A 26102-nucleotide genomic window follows, 5' to 3' on the forward strand; every position below is an offset into this window, starting at 1 on the left:
CATTAACCTTTTAAAATACACATAATATAGACTAGAAAAAAATTAGTTTATAGGAGGAACAAATTAATGAATAATTTAAAAAGGTGTTTTTCCATTTCAATAGTATTTTTTATACTTGTAAGTAATTGGAGCTTTTCTTTAGGGTTAGAAGATGTTAGCAGTGATTTAGTAAAAAGTATAGACCATCATTCTGAGCATAAGCAAGATAAAAAATTAGATAATGTTTTTCAAAAACTAGATGAATTAGTAGAATTTCAAAGTAGCTTTGAGATTGAAAATGAATTACACGAGGCATTAGTAGAAGCCTACAATTCAGGGGATGATGAAAAGTTAGATGACTTTTTTAAGAATTGGAATGAGCAATCTCAAAAAATGATGCAAATAACATATAGTAATGATGTAGAAAAAGATGTTTATGAAATATTTAAAGTTTTGTATCAGCCATTTGACATAGAAGCCTTAAGTGGGGAAGAAAGTTCAGAAAAATTAAATAAGAGTGCTAAATATGTAGTTCTACAAAACAAAATAGAGTACGTAATTGATAGAGATAATGATTTTTTTACAAATGAAGACTCTGGTAAAGGATGGACACATATGTATGATACATCATCAGAAGAATTTTTAAAACATATTGGGATTAAGAATATTAAAAAGGACAACATAAAACAAATACATCCATTTAGACCTGATGTGAATATTGATAAAAAGAAGGTACTATATCTTACTAAGGATTATAATAATGCGATTAATTACTTTCTGGGAAAATATAAAGCACCTATGCTGGAAGGTCAGGAAATTAAGTACGAAAAACTACAAGAATATATACCTGTTTTATGTGGTCATTGGATTGGTTGGCACTTAGATACGCATCCAAGTGTTCGTAGAGTTTTATTTAATAAAGATATGAATAAGGCTAAAGCAGAATACAGAGTAGGATATGAAGGAGCAATAGCTGAATTAGAAAAGGAAGATGGAGTTTGGAAAATAATTAAAACTGAACATGATTGGATTGAGTAGAAATAAGAAGCATTATACTTGAAAAATAAAGAAAATCATACACTGTATATAGAAAGAGATAGTACTATAAAAAGGATTGGTACGAGTCAGTTGTCGAAACTTACTAAATACAATTAGAGGATATTGTCCTTTTCTGTAGAAACAATAGTACGTATGGCATTGAAAGGAGGAAAAGACATGAAAAAGCTAGAGCTTAAAAAGATTACACCGAAAAGTGCATTTAAGGTTACTCTATATTTCGCTATTATTCCAGTAGCGTTAATGATTTTAGTAGGAATAATAGCTTTGTTAATTGGGATTGGAACACGAAACGGTGGAGTAGCGATGTTTGGCGGAGCGTATTTGATTGCTCCAATATTTATGTTTTTTATGTATGGTGCATTTGCAGCATTATTTGCATTAATATACAATGTAGCGTCAAATAGATTTGGTGGATTAGAGATTGTAGTTGATGAAGAAGATGTAGATACTTATGACATTTAAAATACCGTAATCTTCGATAAGGACCTTAGGAATCTTTAATATTTTCAAAAATTATAAAGCAGGAGAAATCCTGCTTTTAGTATTTTTTGTACTGTTTATTTGAAATTACAGTCATTTGATAAGTAAAGTCTAATCTCTTTAGATTTAGCGGGGAGAGACTCCCCGCAAACATAAAATAATTAATAGGAAGAACCTTTGCATATTTAGCGTATTATCATTATTCGCAATAATAGCTATCTCTATACCTAGAAATTACTAGCAGTTTGAAATTATGACTAAAGCAATAAAAGATAACTAACAAAGCGATTTTAAAACTTCTTTAAGTTTCTTAAGGAAAGTTTAAGGCTCTGTAGGTAAAATTAGTATCATAGAAAAACTTAAGGAGTGATAGCAACATGAAGAGAAAGAAGGCTTTAAAAATCGTTTCACTTGCCTTAGTACTTATGCTTCTTTTAGGTGGAGGATACAGATACTATAAAAGTAAAAATACAGTAGCAGCTCAAAATTCTATGGATTTTGCTGAGGTGAAGGTTACTAAAGGCAGCATTAAGAAAAGTATTTCTGATAGTAGTGTAGTTGAGTCTGAGAAAAGGCAGCAAGTGAAGTTTCACAAAGCAGGTACCATTGAAAGGGTATATATAGAAGAAGGTCAGAAAGTAAATAAGGGTGATATAATTCTATTACTTGAAAGTGGTTCTGAAAACACAAGTCTTGAGATTTCTAAGAAAAACTTAGAGATTGAAGAGAAAAAACTAAAAGACTTAGAAAGTGATTTGACTAATATAAAAATATACGCAGAAAATGAAGGGGTTATTACCTTAGCAAATGTAAAAGAAGGTGAGCGGATTCAGGAAAACGGTGTAATAGGAACGGTGATAGATAAAGATGAGATGGAAGTAATAGTTCCCTTCAATCTAAAATCAGTAGAAGACATGAGAGAAGGACAAAAAGCTAGTGTTTTACTTACAGACACATTTGAGATAATAGAGGGATATGTAACAAAAATATCAGAGAGTAGTACAGCATTAGAAGGAGGAGGCTTTGCCTATAGCGTAACTATAGCGATTGAGAATAAGGGAGGATTAAGTCCTGGTATGACTACTCAGGTTACTGTACATACAGACTCCAGAGATTATAAAGCTGCAGAAAACGTAGCCGTAAGTGAGAAAGAGGGAGAAGATGTTAGAACACAGATATCGGGAAAAATTAAAGCACTATATGTAGAAGATGGAGACCATGTGGAAAAGGGAGAACTAATTGCAGTAATAGATGATACAGATATTTTGGATGATATTGAAAGTCAAAAAATAAATGTAGAGCAAAAGCAACTTGATATAAATGATAAAATAGAAAATCTTGAAGATGTTGCAATAACTTCGCCTATAACGGGCACGATTATTAGCCTTGATGTGGCAGATGGAGATAATGTAGATATGAATGATCCTGTGTGTGTTGTTGCTGATACTGAGGATTTAAAAGTGGTTCTACCAGTTGATGAGCTTGATGTATTTAATATATCTAAGGAACAAGGGGCAATCATTACTACTGATGTATTTCCTGGAGTAGAATATAGAGGAAAAGTAGAAAAAATAGCAATGGAAGGTAAATCAGAAAATGGAGTAAGTACATTTGATGTAACAATAGCACTTTCAGATGTAGAAAATTTAAAGCTTGGAATGAGTATTGATGTAGAAGTAATTATAGAGGAAAAGGAAAATGTACTACTTCTTCCTGTGGAAGCAATTAGGAAGAGAGGCAAACAAAGTGTTGTAATTACAGGTATAGAAGATACCTTGGAAGAAACAATGAAAAATATGAAGGAAAACTCCAAGGTTATTGAAACGGGTCTTAGTACGGCAAACTATGTTGAGGTGATAAATGGTCTAGCAGAAGGGGATACCGTGTATTACTCAAAGGCAATTTCTCAAAATAGAAGTGACAATATGAGAATGCCAGGTATGGGAATGAGCATAGGAAAACCATCAAAAAATGGTGGCAAGAGAAATTAATAGTATAAAGGTCTTAAAAAGTAAAAGTTTTGGTGGTGATGAGTAGATGATTAAGGTAGAAAAGGTAAGTAAAGTATATGATATGGGAAAGATAAAACTTAAGGTTTTAGATGAAATATCATTAAACATAGATAAAAATGAATATGTCTCAATAATAGGTCCAAGTGGTTCTGGGAAATCAACTCTTATGAATATATTAGGGTGTCTTGACGTCCCGTCGGAAGGGAAATACTATTTTGAAGATGAAGAAATAAGTAACTACTCGGAAAATCAGCTTGCCGATATAAGGAATAAGAAGATAGGCTTTATCTTTCAGAAATTTAATCTTTTACCTAAGCTTAATGCCTATGAAAATGTAGAACTGCCCCTTATATATAGAGGAGTCGACCCTAAAGAGAGAAGAAAAAGAGTGTTAGAAAAATTGGAAATTGTCGGTCTATCAGACAGACTTGATCATAGGCCCTCAGAGCTTTCGGGAGGGCAGCAACAAAGAGTTGCCATAGCCAGAGCATTAGTAGGATCTCCCCAATTGATACTTGCTGATGAACCCACAGGAAACCTTGATTCTAAATCAGGTGAAGATGTGATGAAAACCCTTGAAGAGTTAAACGATAGTGGGATAACAATTGTACTAATAACCCATGATTTAAATGTGGCTAATATGGGGAATAGAATAGTATCCATAAGGGATGGAATGATTGTAAATGAGAGGGTGACTTAATATGGATATTTTCAAAACATTGAAGATGGCAATGAAAAGCATAGTATCAAATAAATTAAGAACCTTACTTACAATGCTTGGCATAATAATAGGAGTTGCTTCTGTTATAATTATGGTATCCATAGGAGAAGGAGCATCGGCAGATATAAAATCCCGTATAGAAGGCATGGGATCGAATTTGCTAACAGTATCATTAAGAAGCAATGCCAATAGATATAAGCTTAAATATGAAGAACTAAAAAACTTTGAGGAAATAGATGGAGTATCAGAGGTAGCTCCAGTAATCTCAGGAAATATTACAGCTAAGTTTAGTACGGAGTCTCTAGATGTGAGCTTAAATGGCATAGACGATGCATATATGAGTGTAAAGAATTATAGTATTGAGTATGGAAGAGCAATAGTACCTTTGGATATAGAGAATAGAGAGAAGGTAGCAGTCCTTGGATCATACATTGTCGAGGAGCTTTTTGGAGATATAAATCCTGTAGGAGAGTATATCAAAATAGACGGTACGAAATTTAAAGTTGTAGGAGTTCTGGAGTCTAAAGGAAGTTCAATGGGAGCAAACAGTGATGAAGTAATATTTATTCCAATTTCCACAGCTGAAAGATTCTTAAAAATTACAAGGATAAGAACTATATATATTCAGTCAGATTCCCCTGAAAGTGTGGCAACAGCTCAAGAAAATGTAGAAGCACTACTATTAGAAAGACTTGATAATGATGACAGTCTATATAGGGTCTTTAATCAGACCGAAGTCCTTGAGACTATTGAAGAGGTAACAAAATCAACTTCACTTATGCTTGGTGGAATAGCGGCTATATCCCTACTGGTAGGAGGAATAGGAATAATGAACATAATGCTTGTATCCGTTACCGAGAGAACGAGGGAAATAGGTATTAGAAAGGCAATAGGAGCCAAAAGAAGAAATATTTTAACACAATTTTTAATTGAGTCCTCTGTAATAAGTGGAATAGGCGGTGCAATAGGAATAATCATAAGCTACCTATCCTTGTTTATCCTAAAGAAAAGCCTAGGAATGAGTGTAATAACCCCAATATATATTGTTATAGCTGCATTTTCTTTTTCCTTAATTGTAGGTATATTTTTTGGGCTTTATCCTGCTGACAAAGCTTCAAAACTAAGACCGGTAGATGCACTAAGGTATGAATAGAAGGTGGGACTAATATGAGAACCTTGATTGTAGAAGATGAAAAAAAGCTTGCAGATGCATTAGCTTTTTTGGCTAAAAAACAAAATATTGATTTAGATATAGCTTACGATGGAGAAACCGGCTGGATGCTAGCAAAGAAAGGTATATATGATGTAATTATACTTGATATAATGCTGCCAGGAATAGACGGACTTGAAATATTAAGGCGGATCAGAGTGAATAAGATGTCTACTCCTGTCCTACTGCTTACTGCAAGGGATTCTATAGAAGATAGAGTCAAGGGCCTTGATCTCGGTGCCGATGATTATCTTGTAAAGCCCTTTGCAACTCAGGAACTCTTTGCAAGAATAAGATCACTATATAGAAGGAGAAGTAAAGTCTATGCTGAAGACGTACTTAAAGTATCAAATGTCGAGCTTTTTCCAGATTCACAGATTATGAAAATTGGCGATGATGAGACGAAACTTCCTATAAAAGAAGCACAGCTTATGGAGATGTTTATGAGGGCTCCAAAACGAACATTCTCAAGGGAGTATATACTTGATAAAATATGGGGCTACGGATCTGATGTGGGCGAAAACAATATTGAAATATATATACACTACTTGAGAAAGAAACTTGAAAATAGGACCTCTGTAAAGATAGTCACAGTAAGAGGTATAGGATATACTTTGAAGGAGAAATAAAGATGTTTAAAAAGCTTGAAAGGGAAATAACAGTTCATAATGCAGTTATTTTAATAGTGTCTTTAATTATTTTCTGTATGTCAGTCTACGTTTTCACAAAGGGTGCAATAGACAGGGCAATTGATAAGCTAATTAAAAAAAGAATAGAAATTTATAGAGATGTTGATACCTCAAGATACTACAACAACTCTGGAAAGCATGCAGGAAGATCACCTAAACCTTCTGTAAAAAGTGAAAAAACCGATTCCTTTGATTTTAGAATAAGATTCGATTCCATTATATATGATGATAATAAAGAAATAATGTATGAGTCTAGGCTTCAAAGTGAGGAAAATCTAGATGTATTTAAAAAGTTACTTGAAGATGAAGGTAATATAAATCAAGAAGAGGTTGTTAAAGTAGTTGCAGGAAATAGGGAATACAGAGTATATACAGGCCATATAAAAGGTGAAAGAGAGATATATATACAGTTGATACATGACTATGAAGTAAACAAAGCATTTCTAAATAAGCTATTAATAATGTTTCTAACGGTTGGAGGAGTGAGCATAGCAGCGTTGATACTAATAAGTAAACAATTTGCAAAAAGAGCTCTAATCCCCATAGAAGAGTCATGGAAACAACAAAAGAACTTTGTAGCCGATGCCTCCCATGAGCTGAGAACTCCACTTGCCGTTTTGCAAATTAACCTTGAAGCGGCAATGAGTGATAAGAAAGGGACTATAGAAGAAAACGAAATATGGCTCGAAAATGCTATGGGTGAAGTTAAGAAGATGGGTGAACTTGTAAATGAACTTCTAATGCTTGCTAGAATAGATGCAAAGGAAATAGAGATAAAAGACGATGTCATCAATCTAAGTTTGCTTTCGCAGGAAATATCACAGCAGATGGAGATATTATTTGAATCCTCAAATATTACCTTCAATAAAGAAATTGATGATCAACTATATATTAAGGGTGATGAGGCAAAAATAAGACAGCTTATAGTCATTCTACTTGATAATGCCGTTAAGTATAATAAATTAGGTGGCGAGATATATTTTAATCTTGAAAAAGAAGATAAACTGATATCGCTAAGCATTAGAGACACAGGAATAGGTATAGATGAAAAGGATTTAAAGCATATTTTCGACAGGTTTTATATGGTAGATAAATCCAGAAGTAGAGAAAAAGGCGGAAGTGGATTGGGTCTTAGTATTGCAAAGTGGATTGTAGAAATCCATAGGGGCAAAATATATGTTGAAAGCGTTAAGGGCAAAGGGAGTATTTTCACTGTGAAAATTCCTATTGTATTGTAAATAGCTGACTTGTACGGCAAAGGGGTGTTTCAGAAATTCGTCATTCTGAGACAGCCTTTTTTCCCTTTTTATGACAAAACTAGTCAAAGGAATTTGCATGGATTTATCTAATAAATTATATAAATCTTATTAAGGATATAGACATGGAGGGGATAAATATGCATCTTTCTTTTGAAGAAAAAGAAGTACTAATTGATTTATATGAAGATGAGGATATTTTAAAATATGATGTTAGCAATGGTAAAGTTAATTATAAGTATAATGGAAGAGTACTAGTAAAGGATTTAAACCGAAAAACATCTAATGGATATATCTGTGGTAAGTTTTTGGAGGAAGATAAGTATAATACTGACTCGAGGGGATGGATAAATATTAAGCTTTTTGATGAAAAAAAACTAAAGGATTTGCTTGAAGAGGCAATGATATCCTTTTTAGTATATTTATAGTCAGAAAATAAGTAGAACTATCTTTACATAGAGTGATAAGTTACCTACTCTATTTCTATTTTTTTTGCTACCTTTTTGTTAATTGGTATTAAATAATGGAATAATCTATAATAGAATATTTTTAGAAAACTTTTTAGTAATTATGTTATAATATTCTATTATAGTCATGCTATCTTAAAACTTAAAATAAATTTTACTGAGACGATGAACGTTTTTACATTCTTTCTGTGACATTTATTGGTTCTTAAAGTAGCATTACTTTATATAGCAATATACTGTAGATCGACACTTGAATATCTTAAATAATCAATGATTAAGAATATTTAAGTACAAAGAAATGCTAAGTTATATACTTAAAATACAAGAGGTGGTATAAATGAGTAGAACTGTTGAAGAAAGAATTAATCTTATCGTCGACTGGCTAAGGGAGCAGGTAGCAAATTCGGGTACTAAGGGACTAGTTGTTGGACTTTCCGGAGGAATAGACTCTTCAGTAGTTGCATTCCTAATAAAGAAAGCATTCCCTGAAAACTCAATGGGTGTTATTATGCCTTGCAAAAGTAATGAAAAGGATAAGAATGATGCTATACTGGTTGCTGAGGCAGCTGAAATTGAACACATTTGTGTTGACTTAACCACTGAGCAAGATGACCTGCTTATCAAAGTATGTGGTGAATTGGGAAAGAAAGGACATAAGATCGATGCTAATAGAAGATTAGCCGATGCAAATCTAAGAGCTAGAATGAGAATGAGCACTTTATATGCCGTTGCAAATTCATTAAATTACTTAGTAGTTGGAACTGACAATGCAGCAGAGGTTTATACGGGATATTTTACTAAATATGGTGACGGCGGAGTAGATATTATTCCTATAGCGAACTTACCTAAGAGAGAGGTATATGAATGGGCAAGATATCTTGGTGTACCTCAAACAGTTCTAGACAGACCCCCATCAGCAGGACTTTGGGAAGGTCAAACAGATGAGAATGAAATGGGTACAACCTATGATATGATAGATGATTTAGTGGAAGGAAAGGAAATACCTAAGGAGCATAGAGACATAATTGAGAGACTACATAAACGCACTGCTCATAAAAGAAAAATGCCTCCAGCACCTCCGAAATTTGATTAGAATTTCTTGTTGAATTTATTAGATTGTGATAAAATATTTGGTGACTTAAGGTCTTTTCACGAAGTGAAATACCACTTATAATGAGGGCTTAGACGTCCCGAATTTATAACTTACAAACGGAGGGTTACTAATGGGTAGAATTGGTACTATAGTTAATAGAAAAAACAAGCAAGATGCTAAGAGAGCTAAGATATTTACAAAGCTTGGAAGATATATAATGGTTGCAGCAAGAGAAGGTGGATCGGACCCAGAATACAATGCAGCATTACAGACTGCTATTGAGAAGGCAAAAGCAGCTAATATGCCTAATGATAATATAGACAGAGCAATTAAAAAGGGAGCCGGCGAGTTAGATGGTGTAAGCTTTGAGGAGTTCACCTACGAAGGATATGGTCCCGGTGGAATCGCTGTGTTAGTAGAAATATTAACCGACAATAAAAATAGAGCAGCGGCTGACGTAAGAAGTTATTTCTCAAAATGCGATGGAAATCTAGGATCTAATGGATGCGTAGCATTTATGTTTGATCATAAAGGTGTTCTTGTAATTGATAGAACTGATGCAATGGATGAAGAAGAGGTTATGATGGAAGTTCTTGAGGCGGGAGCAGAGGATTTTGTAGCAGAGGATACTCACTTTGAGATATACACTGAAGTAGCTGATTTTGGTTCCGTAAGAGACGCTCTTCAACAAGCAGGCTACGAATTCTCGATGGCAGAGCTTAGATATCTACCACAAACGACTTCAAGCCTTACAGATGAAGACCAAATCAAGAAGATGAACAAGCTTATTGATCTTCTTGAGGATTGTGATGATGTACAGAATGTATATCATAACTGGGAAATGGCTGAATAGATAAAAGTTGAATTACAGATGACAATAAATGAAATTAACCCTGTACTTATCGATTTACTTGATATGTACAGGGTTCTTTATATAGATAAGAAAGTAGTATAAATATATGTTGTCCTTACATAAAGGCGGTTCTAATCTACTCTTCTATCAAATGATCATTATTTTTATTGCTCAATAAATAGTAGAGCATAACATCTATAGTATAAATAAGTGGAGCAAATAAAATATTTTTGAATATAAACTTAAAAGATATTAGATTTTCCATGGTAGCTATATCTTTAAATTTAATAGCATTAATGGCTTTAATCATATCCGGAAGGTCTATTAAATAGGAAATAGAAACGAGTATAACCACTAGCCAGAAATTTTGCTTAACTAAACGAGTACTAGCGTCAAGGGAACCACCAAATTCTTCTACATCTTCATCATATTCTCGTAAAGCTGTAATTATAGGTGCAAAATTGAATATGGTATAAAAATATATAGGAAGTGGAGCAAACAAAATAGTTAATATTAGCTTAAGGACAAAATTATCAACTTTAAATAGTACAATTATATTTGGAATGGCTGCTAAAATTCCTATAAAACCAACTAAGAGTGTTATTCCAAAGAACGGCCAGAATTTCTTTCTAACCCATGCAAATATTTCGTTAAAATCAAATGGCCTATTTTTATACAGTCTAGATATTACCATTATAAAACCAATAGAAATCCATAGATCAAATACAAAAAATACTATTTCTAGCAAAGCTGAACGATTATAAGATTGACTTGAAAGAATCTTAAGGTATTTTACAAAGTACTGACTCGCTGATAATGAGATCAGGAGTAAGAAATGTTTTTTATAAAATAAAACTGCTGATTTTAGAACATTGACTGCTTTAATCCTATTCTCCATGAAGAATTCCCCCTATTGAATAATATGTCAGTAGATACATTATATCATCGTTTCCAATAATTAACAATTGATATTTGGCATGCTATTTTACTTATACTCTAATCTTTTTTTACTAATTCTCTAACCTGAATTTGTAGTCGTTCATACTCAATATTATTGATTCTATAAATGTCATCTAAATATTCTTTTGCAATGTTTGTAACCTTTCTCTTTACAAAATCATTTTTATTCATATACATCATACTAGAATTTCTAATTGAGTCCATATCTTTATTAAGAGACCTAAGGAGATTAGCAGTGCTTTGAAGAGTCGTCCTCCATTCCTTTGAAAAATCAGCAGGTGAAATATTGGCAGCCCTATATAGATTTACTACATTATATATTGTAGTTGAATGGTATCTTGATTCAAAACTACTTAGAGTACTATCTATTCCCAAGCTTATTAATTGATTGGATTCACTCTTCCATTCAGATAAATCCTCTAAAGCTTTTTTAAACAAGTCCTTGTATTCATTATAATGAGCATCTGGTTCTATATAGCTTAGTTGTTCTAGGGATTCAGCAAGCTTAATACTCTTATCTGAAGATAAAAAAATAAACATGAATGCACTATCTGTCCTAATTTTAAGTTCATTATTTATTATCTTTAACTCGTTAATTTCTTTAGATTGGAAATAAATTATATGTATTAAAACTACAAAAATAATAATTAAAACAATATATTTAATATAACCTTTAAGCGTATTACCCATTCTACTTCCTCCATTTATAGGATATTTAGTTATATTTTCTCCATGGTATTGATTATTATGTCTAAAAACTTATAGCAGGGGAAGGATGTTTATATAGAGAAATAGGATTGTAATGGCATAATTGTAAGGCTAATGGGGTGAATAAAATCATAACAACACATCCTATTTTTTAGAATCACAATTAATATGACATACTGTTGTCTTATTAGTTATGATAATATATACAAAAGAGTAAATTCGGATTATTGGGAGGTAAAAATCTATGATTGAGATACCAGAAGCTATTACATTATCAGAGCAAATAAACGATACTTTAACAGGAAAAAGGATTGACGAAGTAATTGCAAATCAATCGCCCCATAAGTTTGCTTGGTTTTTCGGTGACCCAATTGAATATGATGGAAAATTAAATGGCATGACTATTGAAAAAGCCCAAGCCCATGGAGGCCATATCGAAATTAAGTTAGGTACTACAAGATTAGTATTTGGTGATGGTGTAAATTTAAGATATCTTATAAAAGGTGAAAAATTACCTAAGAAACATCAACTTTTGATACAGTTTGAAGATGAGTCAATGCTCACTGCTTCTATTCAAATGTACGGAGGCATGTGGTGCTTTAAAGATGGAGAATTCGATAATGAATATCATAAAGTAGCTAAGAAAAAACCATCGCCACTATCGAAGGACTTTGATTTTAAATATTACGAGCAGATTTTGAAGGATGAAAACTTGCAGAAAAAAAGTGTGAAAGCTCTTTTAGCTACGGAACAGCGGATACCTGGACTTGGCAATGGAGTGCTTCAAGACATATTATTTAACGCTAAAATTCATCCTAAAAGAAAAGTATCGACATTGTCGGATAAAGAAATAGAAGACATTTTTGATTCTATAAAATCGACTTTACATGAGATGACCTTAAAGGGTGGAAGAGACACTGAAAAGGACTTGTTTGGATGCCGTGGAGGTTATATAACTAAGTTGAGTAAGAAAACTGTAAAAGAGCCATGTAGGGTTTGTGATGGGGAGATTATTAAAAAGGCGTATTTAGGCGGAAGTATTTACTATTGTGAAGGATGTCAGAAGGAATAAGTAAAAGAACCTTAAGAGGAAAAGAATACATAGTGCCTTGAAGAATGTTTGAAAAGATGCTAAACTTTAATAATATAACCAATAGAAATATTTATACGAGGAGACATATACATGGAAGTTCAAATATTCGTTAAGGGGAAGAAAGATCCCTTAGTTTATAAAGGTGATAGAATAGATATACTTGATTTTAAAATGGATGATGTAGACTATAAACAGGTTAGATACTTTAATTTCAAAAAAGGAATGAGTAAGAGTGAGTTTGTACAGGAAAATCTTATAAAAAAGATAGTTACGAACAAAAAATAGCACAGCATGAAATGATAAAGCCTTCTTATATGAAACTAAGTCCATATAAGAAGCTTTTTTGTATATACGGAGGTTTTAATAAAATGAAAATACAAATCCCTGAGAAGGTAAATAGAATATTAGATGTACTAAATAATTATAACTATGAAGGTTATATTGTGGGCGGTTGTGTAAGAGATAGTATTTTGGGAAGAGAACCTAACGACTGGGATATATGTACAAATTGCAAGCCTGAAAGAATGCTAGAAATCTTTGATGGTTTTAAGGTGGTGCCTACAGGATTAAAACATGGTACCGTTACTATAGTAATTGAAAAAGAACATTTTGAAGTAACCACCTTCAGGATTGACAAAGATTATAATGATGGTAGACGTCCTGATAAAGTAGAGTTTACAAGGGATTTAAGAGAAGATTTAAAACGGAGAGATTTTACCATAAATGCCATGGCCTATGGCCGTAGAGAAGGCCTAATTGATTATTATGGAGGTATGGATGATATATCTAGTAAAAAAGTTAGATGTGTTGGAGAGCCGAGCCAAAGATTTAGTGAAGATTACTTAAGGATGCTAAGGGCCGTAAGATTTTCAACTCAACTAGGCTATGAGCTTGAACCCAAAACTTTTAATGGCATAGGTGAACTTTCAAATAATATTGTATATATTAGCAAGGAAAGAATCAGAGAAGAACTTAATAAAATCCTGTTGTCAAATGAACCATCAAAGGGTTTCAGATTATTACTCGAAACGGGATTATTAGGACATATTATACCAGAAATGGTGCAGTGCATTAACTTTGAGCAAAGAAATCCACACCATGATAAAGATGTGTTTAATCATATAATGAGTGTACTTGATAATACGAAGAAAGATTTAGTGCTAAGATTAGCAGCATTACTCCATGATATCGCAAAGCCTTCGTGCTTTTCCATAGACGAGGAGGGTGTTGGCCATTTCTATAGCCATCATATGAAGGGCATGGACATGGCGGAGGAGATTTTGAAGGGTCTTAAATATGATAATCAGACTATTGATTTAGTAAAAGTCTTGGTAAAAGAACATATGTCCAAATTTCATGAGCTTACGCCAAGGATTGTAAAAAGATTGATCAACAGAGTGGGAGTAGATAATATAGAAAGATTATTTGAACTCCAGAGGGCAGATATAAAGGGGAGTAGTGAGCCCCACGATTTTAGCAGCATTGAGGAAGTAAAGGAACTATATATGAAGATAATTAATGAAAAGCAGCCTTTAAGTGTTAAAGACCTAGAAATCAACGGAAGGGATCTAATGCAAATAGGCATTCCTCAGGGTAAGGAAATTGGCATAATATTAGAAAAATTATTAGAAAAGGTATTAGATAATCCTGAGATAAATAAGAAGGGTTTGTTGATGGATGAAGTAAAGGGTATTTTATTAGAAAAGGGGAGAAATGAATGTTAGAACTAAAGGGAAGATATAATAGTGCAAAGGTATTTACCCATAATATAGAGAATGAAGCAATATCGCAAATAGTTGAATTATTAAACCAGGATGCATTTAAGGAAAGTAAGGTAAGGGTAATGCCTGATACTCACGCCGGCAAGGGCTGCGTAATAGGCTTTACCGCAAACTTAAGAAACAAAGCCATTCCTAATTTGGTAGGAGTAGATATTGGCTGTGGGATGATAGCTGTAAAGCTTGGAGATGTGCAAATAGATTTTGAAAGGCTAGATAAATTTATCAGAAACAATATTCCCCATGGAAATAAGGTTAACAAAAAAGTGCAGACCAGAATATCTAAAGAATTTCACGATAGAATTGTTGAGATATCCAATAAAACGAAAAGTAATCCTAAAAGAAATCTATTGTCTATAGGATCACTTGGAGGTGGAAATCATTTTATAGAGATTAACCAGGATAAGAATAGTGATAAGTGGCTTGTTATACACTCTGGGAGTAGAAATTTCGGTCATAAAATTGCTACTTATCACCAAAAGAGAGCAATAGAGTATTGTAGTAGACAGGTTAAATATTTTAATGTTGAGAAAAATGAAAGAATAGAATTATTAAAGCAGGCAGGAAAGGAAGAAGAAATACAAGGAGTTATTGAACAATTTAATCCTTTGATTGAAAAATATAATCTGCCCAAATATCTATGTTTCCTTGAAGATACTAGGTTGCAAGAATATTTAAATGACATGAAAACAGCCCAAGAGTATGCCAATCTTAATAGAAGGGTAATGTCTATAAAAATCCTAGAATTTTTAAGTTTAAATATTGATGAATTAGAAAACTTCCAGACGATACACAACTATATTGATTTTGACGATATGATAGTTAGAAAAGGGGCTATATCAGCTGGTAAAGATGAAAAGCTATTAATTCCTATTAATATGAGAGATGGAAGTATTATTGCCTTAGGAAAGGGCAATGAGGACTGGAATAACTCTGCGCCACATGGAGCGGGTCGACTAATGAGCAGAAGCAAAGCTAAAGAAGTGATTAACCTAGATGAATACAAGGAAACTATGAAAATGGTATGGTCTACTTCGGTTAAAGAATCTACATTGGATGAAGCACCTATGGCATATAAGCCTATGGATGAGATCATAGAAAATATAAAGGATACTGTAGAAATAGTTGATATTATTAGGCCGTTATATAATTTTAAAGCATAATTGTAGAGTAGAAAAAAGGCGCTATATATAGCGACCTTTTTTTAGATTTTCTTTAATATGATATTATAACCTAGTTCAGTTTTTCCTTTTGTTTGCAACTCTTTTTCAAATGTACTAAATGATTTTTTTAGTCTTTCATTTGCATTTTTCATCCATTGAGCACCCATCCAGAGTTGTAAAGTATCTACAGCTTCATATAGTGCCAATTCAGGTTCTTCAGCCTCTATATTGAAACTCTTTACTTGATTGTTTTCTTTAATGGATAATTCGTAAGTCATATTATCACCCCTTTATATTTTTTGCACTATTATAATTTTTAATATGTAGCAAATTATGGTTTAAACCATAATCAACATTGGCTAGGATAGAATGACTTTAACAGCTTCTCGCAAATTATCTACAGTATAATCTGCTTTTTTGTATGGTTTACCTATCTTTATGGTCTTACAACCACTTTTAAGCCCAGCTTCAATATCTACATCTCTATCGCCAACCATAAATGAATAGTTTAAATTAATATCATATTTTTTAGCAAGTCTTTTAAGCATGCCTGGCGAAGGTTTTCTACATTCACATTTTGTTTTAAAATGAGGGCAGAAATCTATTTCATCAATACTTGCACCATGTTTTTTTACCTCACTAATTAATTTTTCATGAATATCTTTTAAATCATTTTCATTAAAATAGCCCATTTCAATACCGCCTTGATTGGTAACAACAAAGACGTAATAACCAGCTTGATTCAACTGTAGAATAGATTCAGCCGACCAAGGATATAGCTTCAAATCCTCCGGTCGATTCACAGGTTTATAGTTATCATTTATGACACCATCTCTATCAAGAAAAACTGCTTTATTCAAAAAATCATCTCCTTGTACCCAATATAGTTTAGTACGGATTGCAAAAGATTACAAGAAAAAGTTTCAAAATTAGTGTTGTTTTTATATAAGCAAAAATTGTAATAATAATTAGTTCATATTTATGGTAAAATAGGATTTGAGCAACTTGGTGTTATCTTCTGAGCGTGTAACTTTGTAAAGATCAAAGCACTATTCAAAATTTTTCCAAAAGTTTTTTTGCTAGTTTGATTATGTCACTAAAATTCTTTTAAAAAGAATTATTATATTTCGGAGGAATACATATGAAACAGAACACGGTTGTGAAGTTTACACTAATTGCAGCCCTAATTGCTGGTTCAATCATACCATCTTGTGGATATATTGTTTTGATGATATTACTTTTATATTTAACAATTAAAGGGGAGTTAAAAGATGTACTCCGCTTAGCAATAGAAGAAAAAAGTATTTTGTTTGCTCTTGTTTATATTATGTTTTCCCTACTTAGATCAAATTATAAGATTGACAGCCTAATAGCTGTATTAGGAATTATTATAGTTATTTTACTTTATTTGGTGATTAGAAGGTACGTAAATTCAGTTAATGATACCATAGACATATTTAAATTTTTTGTTTTTAGTAATATAATAATCTCAGCATACGGTATTATGCAATTTTATTTTATTAAAAACCCATATTTTGCAACCAGTTGGGTAGATAGTAAGGTGTATAATATAAGTATGAGAGCATATTCTAGTTTGTTAAATCCCAATGTTTTAGCAGCATATTTAGTATTCTATATTTGTATTCAGTTAACTTCCTTGGAAAATATCAAATCTAGAAAAATTAGTTTTTTCTCTATAGTACTATCTAGCTTTTGCTTGATTTTAACATATTCTAGAGGAGCATGGGTATCGTTGTTTATAATAGTTTTTCTATTATATATGCATAGACAAAAAGTCGTATACTTATTATACTCCTTTACGCTCTTAGTTTCTATAACCTTAGTTAATGGAAGATTTGGAATAGAAAGATTAAACATAAATAAATCTTTACATGATAATAGTATGCTTTATAGGCTAGAAATATATAAATCAACATTAAAGATTATTAAAGAAAACTTGTTGTTTGGGACCGGTCTAAATACCATGAAGCACTATGTCCATCGTTATTCACAGGTAATTACGGTACCCGTCGATCACGCTCACAATCTTATTTTACAGATACTTGGAGAAACAGGTTTTGTAGGACTGATTATTTTTGGTATAATCGTATTAACACTAATTAAAAATCTATATTATATATATAGATTGGAAGATGATCTTTATAGAGATATTGCCCTTTCAGGATTCTTAGGATTTCTTTCTATCCTGATACATGGTTTTATAGATGCACCAATCTTTGCTCCGCAATTTCTCTTTTTTACAATATATATTTACTCGTTTATTTCAAATATAAAGTACATGGAAAATTCCTTAAATAAACCGTCAGAGCCTTGTTCTAATAGCAGAAAGAATAGTGGAGGGGAATTATATGGAACAAGAGATACTAGCTTTAAAAAGGGCTATAATAGAGCTTGAAAAGAACAAATCAATGAATGATGACAATAGCGCCATCAGAAATATAGATAAGATTATTTGCATATGTGAAAAAGTTAAAGCTGATTTTCAAAAACAAGATAAAACTGCTTATAGTGATGTTAAATGTGCAAAGATCAATACGATTAAGTTTATCTATAAACCTTTACGTGTAAAGAATTATTTTGAAGGAGATTATATTGTCAAATTTGGTGAAGATAGATCCAGAGATTTAAAGGATGCTAAAGCCTTAGATGCTCATAATGAATTTTGGATTCAGCACAAAACCATTAAAGGTACCATTTTTGGCTCAGTACCAAAGGAACTTTTAAAAGATAAGCCACTTAAAGCACTCTTAATGAGTGGATGGGAAGAAGCAGAAGTAGATATTTTAGAAGTTAAGGATTGTAATGAAGATATAAGAGAAATTATTAAGTTTTGTGAAAATAGATTTAGCAATTATATTCTTATTGAAGAAGAACTTACCAATTCTCATTTGATCTTAAATTATAAAATAGATTAATTAATAAAGGCATTAGCCTATTTATGATTATAGGGCTAATGCCTAATATTTTGTTTGATTTTTTTTATAACACATAGGAAATTATAAACTTCTTAAGACTATAGATAAATATAATTTCCGTTATGTGTTTCAAAAAAGTCAACCTTGAGAATCTTTATCAAAGACTTTTTTATAGGAATTTCTCTTTAACCTTATCCCAGAAGTTATACTCTTTAAATCTTAAAAGCTTAACCTTTAGCTCGGATAGTTTTATTTGTATTTCAACTATACCATTATATCTATGTTCAGTACCATCTGAAGCAATCAGTATAGAATTTTCATATGCATATTCGGGATGAACCTTTATAGTCGAATATTTCGGCACAATTATACTTGAAGTAAATGAACGGTAGGCAACGGTATTAATAGGTGCAATAGGTGTGATCTGAAGCATATTAAGCCTTGGATCTACTATACTTCCACCTAGGGAATAATTGTATGCTGTACTACCAGTTGGTGTGGAAACTAATATGCCATCACCGCTAAATTTTTCTAAGAAGCTTTCATCAAGCGAAAGATTTAAATGAATCGTTGTAGATTTATAACCTCTTATTATAACTTCATTTATTCCTAAGATTTCAATACAGCTATCTCGAGTACATATTATAGCTTCTACTGGATGGATTTCATCTATCTTATAATCTCCCTTCCTATACTTGAAGATAAATTCATCTAATTCATGGGGAGACAAGTCTTGAAAAAAACCAAGATGACCAGTATTGATTCCTATAATTGGCATATCAGGGAAGTTAAATCTATGAAGAGTCCTTAAGAAGGAACCATCTCCGCCTATACAGATAATTAAATCTCCGTTTGGATCAAAGCTTTTTGCAACTGTGAAATTGTTCTTTTCAAGCTTATGCTTTAAAATTCTTTCAGTTTCTTTTGAAACTGGTTTACTATTTGAAATTACATTTATTATTTTATTCATCGGCTCCATAGTAAAGCTCCTTTAAATTAATATATTCGAATATTATTTTTAACAATAAATCTTTTACAATATGCAGATTTATAAATCATTTCTATATAGATAGTATTATTCTTGAATAATTTTAAAATTCCTTCAAAGTATATATTTATAGCATAAAAATTTTAGGACGTGATTCTATGTATCCAATAATTGTTTTAGCTGGAGTGATTAGATGTAATAATAAAATTTTGATTGCCAAACGATATGTAAAGGAGTTAGATAAATATAAATGGGAGTTTCCAGGAGGAAAATTAGAAGAGAACGAAACTTTGAAGGACTGTCTTAGAAGAGAAATAAAAGAGGAGTTAAATTTAGATATTGTTGTTGGAGAAATATTCGAAGTAGTGTATCATAGATATAGTGACAAAACAGTCCTCCTTATAGCATATCTATGTGATTCAAATAGCTATAAAGCATTAGCTATTGAGTGTGTAGAGTATAAATGGATAAGTTTAAATGAATTTGAGAAATATGATTTTCTTGATGCAGATAAGCCTATCGTTGATAAGATATTAAAGTTTAAGGATACAATCTGGGATAATATATAAAATAGAATCAGGGTGATAAAATGAATAATGAAATGAATTCAAGGACTTTACTATATAAAATAGAGGAAGAAGAAGCTGGAATCAAACTAAAGGAAGTACTGTATGATAAACTGAAGATTTCGGGAAGATTGACTAGAAAATTAAAAAGAAGTAAAAATATTTTTGTCAATAATTATAATATTTCCCTTGATAGTAAGTTAAGAAGAGGGGATATGGTAAAGGTAATAATGGAGGACGAGGCTAATCAATTTGAACCACAGGATATCCCAATATCCGTTGTATATGAAGACATGGATCTACTAATTATCAATAAACAGCCAAACATTGTAGTGCATCCAACAAAGGGACATCCCGATTATACCATTGCTAATGGACTAGTTAATTACTTGAATAAAACTGAGCAGAGTTTTAAAATTAGATTTATCAATAGATTGGACAGGGATACATCGGGATTATTAATGATTGCAAAAAATCCATTTGCACAACAGGCTTTGTCCAATCAAATGCAAAAAGACATGGTAGAAAAAAAGTACTTAGCTGTTGTTAATGGAATAGTAAAAAATGATGTTGGTACAATAGACGAACCCATAGGACGTATGGAGAGTGATTCGATACATAGAGTAGTTATTGAAAGTGGCCAAAGAAGTATAACACATTATGAAGTTATAGATAGATACAATGATGCTAGCCTTGTAAGACTTAGACTCGAAACCGGAAGAACACATCAGATTAGAGTTCATATGAAGCATATAGGTCATTCATTAATTGGAGATGAACTTTATGGTGAGGTAAACGAGAATTTAATAAAAAGACAAGCTCTTCATGCAGAAACATTGAAGTTCTTTCAGCCAAGAACCGGTGAAGAAAAGTTTGTAAAGGCAGAAATGCCTGAGGATATAAGGAATCTTATATCAAAGCTATCAAAATAAAATATTGCAAAAGAAAATATTTAAAATCCAGGCGGTTTAGCTAGTACTAACGTACATGCCAAACCGCTTGGATTTTAAATGACGCAGCAATTCGTCATTGTGAGGCATACTCTACATAAATATATCTAACAGCATCCCTCTGATGCCATCAAGTCTATTTATAATTTTCAATTTATCCTTTTCTTTTTTTAGAAAATCCTGTGTTAAGCCTTCTAATTCACCATCTACTTGTCTCACTATAGACAAAACTCTATGTCTACCCCTTCGGTCTAAAAAATTCTCCTTTGAAAATTTATGTGAATTATTAACCGTTAGGCTCAGAAACTCCTTAACCAATTTTTTATATTTTACAACTTCTCCTAAATCAAACTTCTTTTCAATTTCCTTTGATTGAGCATTAATGTCGCTTAATAAGCTACTTAGCTTTTCGTGTAATGCATCCCCATCCAACTTGTTAAGTTTTAAGGCAAAGTCACTTGGGGCTTCCCTTGGGGGTTTAGCTGACTCTTTAACTGCTAATGAACTAAGAGATTTATGTTTGGTTACGTCTGATATTTTCATAGATATTAACACCTCGTTTTTTTAAGAAGAAAATATAAAGAAATAATTACGTAATTTAATTATACTACAAAAGCATCCATAAAGTCTTTATTTAAATCTTTATATAAAAAGATATAGATTCTTCCTATATAATATATTTCGGATAGATTTACTACTTTTTTAAATTATTTTTTTATTTATAGGAAATACTAACTATGTGTAGTCGGAATATTCGAAAAAATCAAACAGAATATCTTCGATATGCTTTCAATTTGCATATTTATGAGTTATAATAAAGATAACAATATGAGCCTAGGATGATCGTTCGGGCCTTAAAATTCAACCACCAATGAATATCCGGGAGCTTAAGTTTTTATGTCTATGGGATGCCATAACAATATTATTATGGAAGTCAGAAGCATAAAATAGAGTACCCACCTTTGTGAAAAAGGGTGTGAATTTACAAGGTGACGACATCTTGGGTTGCCATTAAAAAACCTTCATTCAAATAGAATGAAGGTTTTTTTTCAAAGAAAAATCTGACTAAAACGAGGAGACTGGTACTCTTCGTTTCTATTTACTCATAGAAAAAATATACTCTATTGTTTCAATCTTAATGCTGCCTGTCATTATAATGCATACCCAATACACTAGGCCTCCTAAAAGGGTAGGTAATAGAATACTTAGCTGAAGTGATAATCCCAGAGCTATACAATACTTATTACCCATAACTATAATTAGTGTCATAAATATAGAAGATATAATAGGGCTTAGAATATGCTTAAGGAATTTAATTCTTATAGTGAGAAAATGCCTGAGGGATATAAAATTCAACAAAAGAATCAGAAATGAAGAAAATATAAACCCTATAATAAAGCCATTAATTCCAAAACTAGGCATTGCAACTAAATAATATATACAAACAAAATGTAGAGACATACCAATGAGATAATTTATAGTTGTTAAAACTTGTTTGCCTAAACCATGTAGTATTCCTGCAATAATATGATGAAGACTTAGGAAAATTACTGTTACTGACAAATACCTAAGATAATTTCCTACACTTGGTTTACTATAAAGAAAAGAACATATAGGCGTAGAAAAAAAGAAGAATATAAAAGCGATTGGGATAGCAATTATTAACGCAACCCTTATGGCCAGTATTGATTTTAATTCAATATTTGTGGATCTCATTAAAGTATTCTCCGCCGATATATTTGGAACCAGATTTACAACGAAGGCCGAAGTAACAATAAAAGGTAGAAATAATAGAGGCATGGTCATACCTACCACCTCACCGAAGGTGGTTACTGATTGATCCAAAGTAAAACCGGCAGCCTGTAAGCGGTGGGGAACAAGGAACATGTTGGCAGATTGCATTAATACCGAAACCAATCTGGATAAAGTAATTGGGATCGAAATAACAATGATCTTCCATAAAATATGAGGTGAACTAGTAGGATTAACCTCTTTTTTTATAATCTGTGAACTACCTAAATTAGATGACCTCAGTTTAACAAGAAGAATAAGAAGACCTCCAATTTCTCCGATTGCTATTCCTAAAGTCGCAATCATTACAGAGAGTCTTAAATCCTGTGGTTCAAAATAATATAAGATACTAAGTACGAAAGCGATTCTAACAAACTGTTCTACTATCTGGGCATTTGCAGAAGGCATAACATTTTTTATACCATAAAAATAACTTCTAATAATGGATGATAAAGTAACAATAGGTATAGCAGGAATTAGTACTAACAAACTATTATTTAGCTTACTACTTTTTATAAGATATTTTATTAAAAGCTCCAGATTGTTATATATAAGTATACATAGAACAAGAGATAGAGATAAACCTAATAGTATGCTAGTAAATAAAGTTTTTTTACATCCCTTATAATCGTTTTGTATCATTTTTTGTGCAGTAATCTTAGACACTGCAACGGGAATACCAGAGGAAGTAATAGTTACAATTACTAAAAAGGCATGAAAAACTAAATGATATAGGCCTATTCCCTCAGATCCTAAATAACGTGACAATAAAATCTTATAGACAAATCCAAGAAAGCGTACTAAAAAATTTGCTATTATTAAAACGATAGTACTATATATGAATGAATTCTTTCTCAATTTATTACCTTTCCTCCCTTCTTCACATCCTAAAAACGACTCTATAATAAGTATTCTGAAAGCAAATCAAATATTCCACCGTGAATAATTTCAAAGATTTTTTGAATTTTTTTTTTGTCAGAGAAAAGAATAATAATACAAAGGAGATGAAAGCATGGAACTAATTTGTCCGTTGTGCAATGGATTACAAGAATATGATATAGAGTGTAAAAATTGTAATGAAAAGATGAATGATAGAGGTAGAATATCTGAGTACTATGATGACTATAGCTCTTATCTTGATATGAGCATAACTGAAAAAGTAGATGGAGTTCCATATGACAAATGTGTACATCTATTTTCCTGTACAAATTGTAATGAGGATAAGCGTATTACGATTGATAAGATTTTTCAGTAAGGCTGATTTATTATACATAAAATAATTATTTTTAATACATAAAATAAGACTTAAAAGAGAAAATAATATTGATAAATGATAGGAGGTGTTATATAAATGGAACTAAATACTAGAGATACAGTTATGAAAAAATTACTTGATGCTCAGGAAAATGTACGTGATTATGAAATGTTTGCAAAGAAGGTAAAGGACAATGAAGTAAGTAGTACATTCAAGCGATTTGCCGAAGAAACAGGAATGCAAGCAAGAGAATTACAAAAATTAATGGATAAATATGATAACAAATAGAGTGTGGGATTCCCTCACTCTATTTTAGGCTACCCAGAAACTCAAATTTCTTTGTTATTGATTCAATCAAGAACCCTTACGTATGTCTTTATATGCTTCGGTCTCTTGATTTCATCACGCCTTGAACTTCAGCTTTCTGGGAAGCCTACATCTTGTTGACTTTATCAACAATCTAAAATCGAGTGTGGATTTCCACACTCGATTTAGTTTTTCATTTCAAATAGTCCTAGATTCGTTTATAATAAACCTATATGGATAAAATATATTATAACCCAGATATTCATTAGGAAGAGATAAGGATGGTTTGTTATGGATAAGTTAAAAAAAATTAGCCTCAATCGTGATTTAGATGAACATTTATATACTCAGTTGTATAACTCTATAAAGGACTTGATAATTAATAAAGATATGAAACCACACGAAAAATTACCTCCCATTAGAAAGCTTGCAAACTTTCTAGATGTGAACAATATAACTGTGGTGAAGGCATATGGCTTACTTGAGAGTAAGAATTATGTTTATAAAAAGATAGGAAGCGGTACCTTTGTGGCACCCATTGAGGATGATACTTACGTAAGGGATTTTGATGGAATAGACGATGAGGCCTATGAAGATATAAGACTGATGGATAGGGGTCAAATAGAAGTAAGAGAAAATATGATTAACTTTGCTAGTGCAACGCCAACACCTGAGTTATTTCCTGTAGACGATTTTAAACATGTTTTGAACGAGGTTTTAGATAGAGATAAAGGCATGGCCTTTGGATATCAAGAAAGTAAGGGATACTTTCCATTAAGAGAATATATAGTTCGGTACTTAGATTTTTATGGAATAGATACTTTGATCGAGAACATACAAATAATATCAGGAGCACAGCAAGGGATTGATATAATATCGAAGGCACTGTTAAAGCATGGTGATACTGTTATAGTTGAATCACCAACCTATACGGGTGCAATAGCTACTTTCCAATCTAGAGGAGCTAAAATGCTCCAACTGCCAATTCAAAAGGATGGTATTGATCTTAATCTTCTTGAAACCTATATTGATAAGCATAAACCAAAGTTAATGTATACAATGCCTAACTTTCAAAACCCAACGGGCTATTCATATAGCATGAAAACTAAAAGGGAACTATTGGAACTAGCTAATAAAAAAGGTCTTATTATAATTGAAGATGATTTTTCAACGGATTTGAATTTCTATACAAATGAAAATGCTACACTGAAAAGTATGGATAAATATGAGAATGTAATCTATATTAAAAGCTTCTCCAAAATATTTATGCCTGGATTAAGATTAGGATTTCTTATAGTTCCAATATCACTAAACAATGAAATCTTAATTGCAAAACAAAGCTCGGATATCTCTACATCGGGTCTTATACAAAGATCCTTTGATTTATATTTGAGAAAGGGGATTTGGAGAAAACATATTACATACATGAATAAGATATATAAGGAAAGATTTGATATTATGGTTGAAAGCCTAGAGAAGTACTTGCCAGAAGGGACTACATTTTCTAAGCCCTTGGGAGGTATAAATTTTTGGGTTGGGCTGGATGAAGGTTTTTCATCAAAAGAATTGTATTCCCAAAGTATAAATAAGAATATAGCCTTCGTTCCCGGCGGCATCTTCTATCCCGATGAAGTAGACAGCAATTTTTTAAGATTAAGTATAGCAGGGGTCTATCCAGATGATATAAAGGTTGGAATTCAAAGACTAAGCCAAGCTATAACTAAATGCTACGGGAAAAAGAATACAAAAACCCAAAAGAAAAGTACATATAGACCGATATTATAAAATT

General features: G+C 32.0%; 28 protein-coding genes and 1 other RNA gene. 22 read left to right on the plus strand and 7 right to left on the minus strand.

Annotated elements, in window-relative coordinates:
• Positions 1-66: 66 nt before the first annotated feature.
• The 10 genes from R9X47_RS26635 (at position 67) to R9X47_RS26680 (ending at position 9819) form a co-directional block, all read left to right on the plus strand.
• Entirely contained in the window at positions 67-1017 is a 951-nt protein-coding gene (locus R9X47_RS26635) for a hypothetical protein (protein ID WP_432664086.1), read from the plus strand.
• 177 nt (positions 1018-1194) lie between these two features.
• A complete protein-coding gene (locus R9X47_RS26640; protein ID WP_432664087.1) occupies positions 1195-1500 on the plus strand; it encodes a DUF3566 domain-containing protein in 306 nt (101 codons plus the stop codon).
• Between the two features lie 395 nt (positions 1501-1895).
• The gene (locus R9X47_RS26645; protein WP_432664088.1) at positions 1896-3509 is read left to right on the plus strand and encodes an efflux RND transporter periplasmic adaptor subunit; all 1614 of its coding nucleotides are present in this window, start codon (positions 1896-1898) and stop codon (positions 3507-3509) included.
• Positions 3510-3555: 46 nt separating this feature from the next.
• Entirely contained in the window at positions 3556-4230 is a 675-nt protein-coding gene (locus tag R9X47_RS26650; protein WP_432664089.1) for an ABC transporter ATP-binding protein, read from the plus strand.
• A 1-nt stretch (position 4231) separates the two neighbouring features.
• Positions 4232-5404, plus strand: a complete 1173-nt coding sequence (locus R9X47_RS26655) for an ABC transporter permease (protein ID WP_432664090.1) — start codon at positions 4232-4234, stop codon at positions 5402-5404.
• Positions 5405-5418: 14 nt separating this feature from the next.
• A complete protein-coding gene (locus R9X47_RS26660) occupies positions 5419-6090 on the plus strand; it encodes a response regulator transcription factor (protein ID WP_432664091.1) in 672 nt (223 codons plus the stop codon).
• Between the two features lie 2 nt (positions 6091-6092).
• Entirely contained in the window at positions 6093-7388 is a 1296-nt protein-coding gene (locus tag R9X47_RS26665; RefSeq protein ID WP_432664092.1) for a sensor histidine kinase, read from the plus strand.
• 158 nt (positions 7389-7546) lie between these two features.
• Positions 7547-7834, plus strand: a complete 288-nt coding sequence (locus R9X47_RS26670) for a hypothetical protein (protein WP_432664093.1) — start codon at positions 7547-7549, stop codon at positions 7832-7834.
• 376 nt (positions 7835-8210) lie between these two features.
• Positions 8211-8966: an NAD(+) synthase gene (nadE, locus tag R9X47_RS26675; protein ID WP_432664094.1), complete on the plus strand. Its 756-nt coding sequence runs from the start codon at positions 8211-8213 to the stop codon at positions 8964-8966.
• A 130-nt stretch (positions 8967-9096) separates the two neighbouring features.
• Positions 9097-9819, plus strand: a complete 723-nt coding sequence (locus R9X47_RS26680; RefSeq protein WP_432664095.1) for a YebC/PmpR family DNA-binding transcriptional regulator — start codon at positions 9097-9099, stop codon at positions 9817-9819.
• A 136-nt stretch (positions 9820-9955) separates the two neighbouring features.
• Here R9X47_RS26680 and R9X47_RS26685 read toward each other — a convergent pair whose 3' ends face one another.
• Complete coding sequence (locus R9X47_RS26685) at positions 9956-10717, minus strand: hypothetical protein (protein WP_432664096.1); 762 nt, start codon at positions 10715-10717, stop codon at positions 9956-9958.
• Positions 10718-10815: 98 nt separating this feature from the next.
• Positions 10816-11469, minus strand: coding sequence for a hypothetical protein (locus R9X47_RS26690; RefSeq protein ID WP_432664097.1), 654 nt, complete (start codon positions 11467-11469; stop codon positions 10816-10818).
• Positions 11470-11731: 262 nt separating this feature from the next.
• On the opposite strand from R9X47_RS26690, the gene R9X47_RS26695 reads away from it, so the two are divergent.
• The 4 genes from R9X47_RS26695 to R9X47_RS26710 all read left to right on the plus strand — a co-directional run bounded on the left by R9X47_RS26695 (position 11732) and on the right by R9X47_RS26710 (position 15521).
• Complete coding sequence (locus tag R9X47_RS26695; protein WP_432664098.1) at positions 11732-12559, plus strand: DNA-formamidopyrimidine glycosylase family protein; 828 nt, start codon at positions 11732-11734, stop codon at positions 12557-12559.
• Positions 12560-12670: 111 nt separating this feature from the next.
• Entirely contained in the window at positions 12671-12865 is a 195-nt protein-coding gene (locus R9X47_RS26700; RefSeq protein WP_432664099.1) for a hypothetical protein, read from the plus strand.
• Positions 12866-12948: 83 nt separating this feature from the next.
• On the plus strand, positions 12949-14304 hold the full coding sequence (locus R9X47_RS26705; protein ID WP_432664100.1) for a CCA tRNA nucleotidyltransferase: 1356 nt from the start codon (positions 12949-12951) through the stop codon (positions 14302-14304).
• The gene (locus R9X47_RS26710) at positions 14298-15521 is read left to right on the plus strand and encodes an RtcB family protein (RefSeq protein ID WP_432664101.1); all 1224 of its coding nucleotides are present in this window, start codon (positions 14298-14300) and stop codon (positions 15519-15521) included. The genes R9X47_RS26705 and R9X47_RS26710 overlap by 7 nt, the downstream gene beginning before the upstream one ends.
• A gap of 41 nt (positions 15522-15562) precedes the next feature.
• Here R9X47_RS26710 and R9X47_RS26715 read toward each other — a convergent pair whose 3' ends face one another.
• On the minus strand, positions 15563-15799 hold the full coding sequence (locus tag R9X47_RS26715) for a hypothetical protein (protein ID WP_432408821.1): 237 nt from the start codon (positions 15797-15799) through the stop codon (positions 15563-15565).
• Between the two features lie 81 nt (positions 15800-15880).
• Positions 15881-16381 carry a D-glycero-alpha-D-manno-heptose-1,7-bisphosphate 7-phosphatase gene (locus R9X47_RS26720; protein ID WP_432664102.1) on the minus strand — a complete coding sequence of 167 codons (501 nt, stop codon included), beginning with the start codon at positions 16379-16381 and terminating at the stop codon, positions 15881-15883.
• Positions 16382-16662: 281 nt separating this feature from the next.
• Between R9X47_RS26720 and R9X47_RS26725 the strand changes: the two genes are divergently transcribed.
• Positions 16663-17937, plus strand: coding sequence for an O-antigen ligase family protein (locus R9X47_RS26725; RefSeq protein ID WP_432664103.1), 1275 nt, complete (start codon positions 16663-16665; stop codon positions 17935-17937).
• Positions 17891-18457, plus strand: coding sequence for a hypothetical protein (locus tag R9X47_RS26730; RefSeq protein ID WP_432664104.1), 567 nt, complete (start codon positions 17891-17893; stop codon positions 18455-18457). Before R9X47_RS26725 ends, R9X47_RS26730 begins: the two co-directional genes overlap by 47 nt.
• 169 nt (positions 18458-18626) lie before the next feature.
• Here the strand turns inward: R9X47_RS26730 and R9X47_RS26735 are convergent, their stop codons facing one another.
• Positions 18627-19436, minus strand: coding sequence for an NAD(+)/NADH kinase (locus R9X47_RS26735; RefSeq protein WP_432664105.1), 810 nt, complete (start codon positions 19434-19436; stop codon positions 18627-18629).
• Between the two features lie 167 nt (positions 19437-19603).
• Between R9X47_RS26735 and R9X47_RS26740 the strand changes: the two genes are divergently transcribed.
• Together R9X47_RS26740 and R9X47_RS26745 are read left to right on the plus strand one after the other, a co-directional pair.
• Positions 19604-20014, plus strand: a complete 411-nt coding sequence (locus R9X47_RS26740) for a (deoxy)nucleoside triphosphate pyrophosphohydrolase (RefSeq protein WP_432664106.1) — start codon at positions 19604-19606, stop codon at positions 20012-20014.
• A gap of 20 nt (positions 20015-20034) precedes the next feature.
• Positions 20035-20943, plus strand: coding sequence for an RluA family pseudouridine synthase (locus tag R9X47_RS26745; RefSeq protein WP_432664107.1), 909 nt, complete (start codon positions 20035-20037; stop codon positions 20941-20943).
• A 111-nt stretch (positions 20944-21054) separates the two neighbouring features.
• Here the strand turns inward: R9X47_RS26745 and R9X47_RS26750 are convergent, their stop codons facing one another.
• Positions 21055-21504, minus strand: a complete 450-nt coding sequence (locus R9X47_RS26750) for a YaaR family protein (RefSeq protein WP_432664108.1) — start codon at positions 21502-21504, stop codon at positions 21055-21057.
• Between the two features lie 285 nt (positions 21505-21789).
• Here R9X47_RS26750 and ssrS point away from each other — a divergent pair.
• Positions 21790-21972: non-coding RNA, 6S RNA (gene ssrS, locus R9X47_RS26755), on the plus strand.
• Between the two features lie 84 nt (positions 21973-22056).
• Here ssrS and R9X47_RS26760 read toward each other — a convergent pair.
• Positions 22057-23610 carry a putative polysaccharide biosynthesis protein gene (locus R9X47_RS26760; RefSeq protein ID WP_432664109.1) on the minus strand — a complete coding sequence of 518 codons (1554 nt, stop codon included), beginning with the start codon at positions 23608-23610 and terminating at the stop codon, positions 22057-22059.
• A 154-nt stretch (positions 23611-23764) separates the two neighbouring features.
• On the opposite strand from R9X47_RS26760, the gene R9X47_RS26765 reads away from it, so the two are divergent.
• The 3 genes from R9X47_RS26765 (at position 23765) to R9X47_RS26775 (ending at position 26098) form a co-directional block, all read left to right on the plus strand.
• On the plus strand, positions 23765-24007 hold the full coding sequence (locus tag R9X47_RS26765) for a hypothetical protein (RefSeq protein ID WP_432664110.1): 243 nt from the start codon (positions 23765-23767) through the stop codon (positions 24005-24007).
• 96 nt (positions 24008-24103) lie between these two features.
• Entirely contained in the window at positions 24104-24295 is a 192-nt protein-coding gene (locus tag R9X47_RS26770; RefSeq protein ID WP_432664111.1) for a hypothetical protein, read from the plus strand.
• Between the two features lie 309 nt (positions 24296-24604).
• Complete coding sequence (locus tag R9X47_RS26775) at positions 24605-26098, plus strand: PLP-dependent aminotransferase family protein (RefSeq protein ID WP_432664112.1); 1494 nt, start codon at positions 24605-24607, stop codon at positions 26096-26098.
• Positions 26099-26102 lie beyond the last annotated feature (4 nt).

The sequence above is a fragment of the Wukongibacter baidiensis genome, assembly GCF_050888315.1.
GTDB lineage: Bacteria > Bacillota > Clostridia > Peptostreptococcales > Caminicellaceae > Wukongibacter > Wukongibacter baidiensis.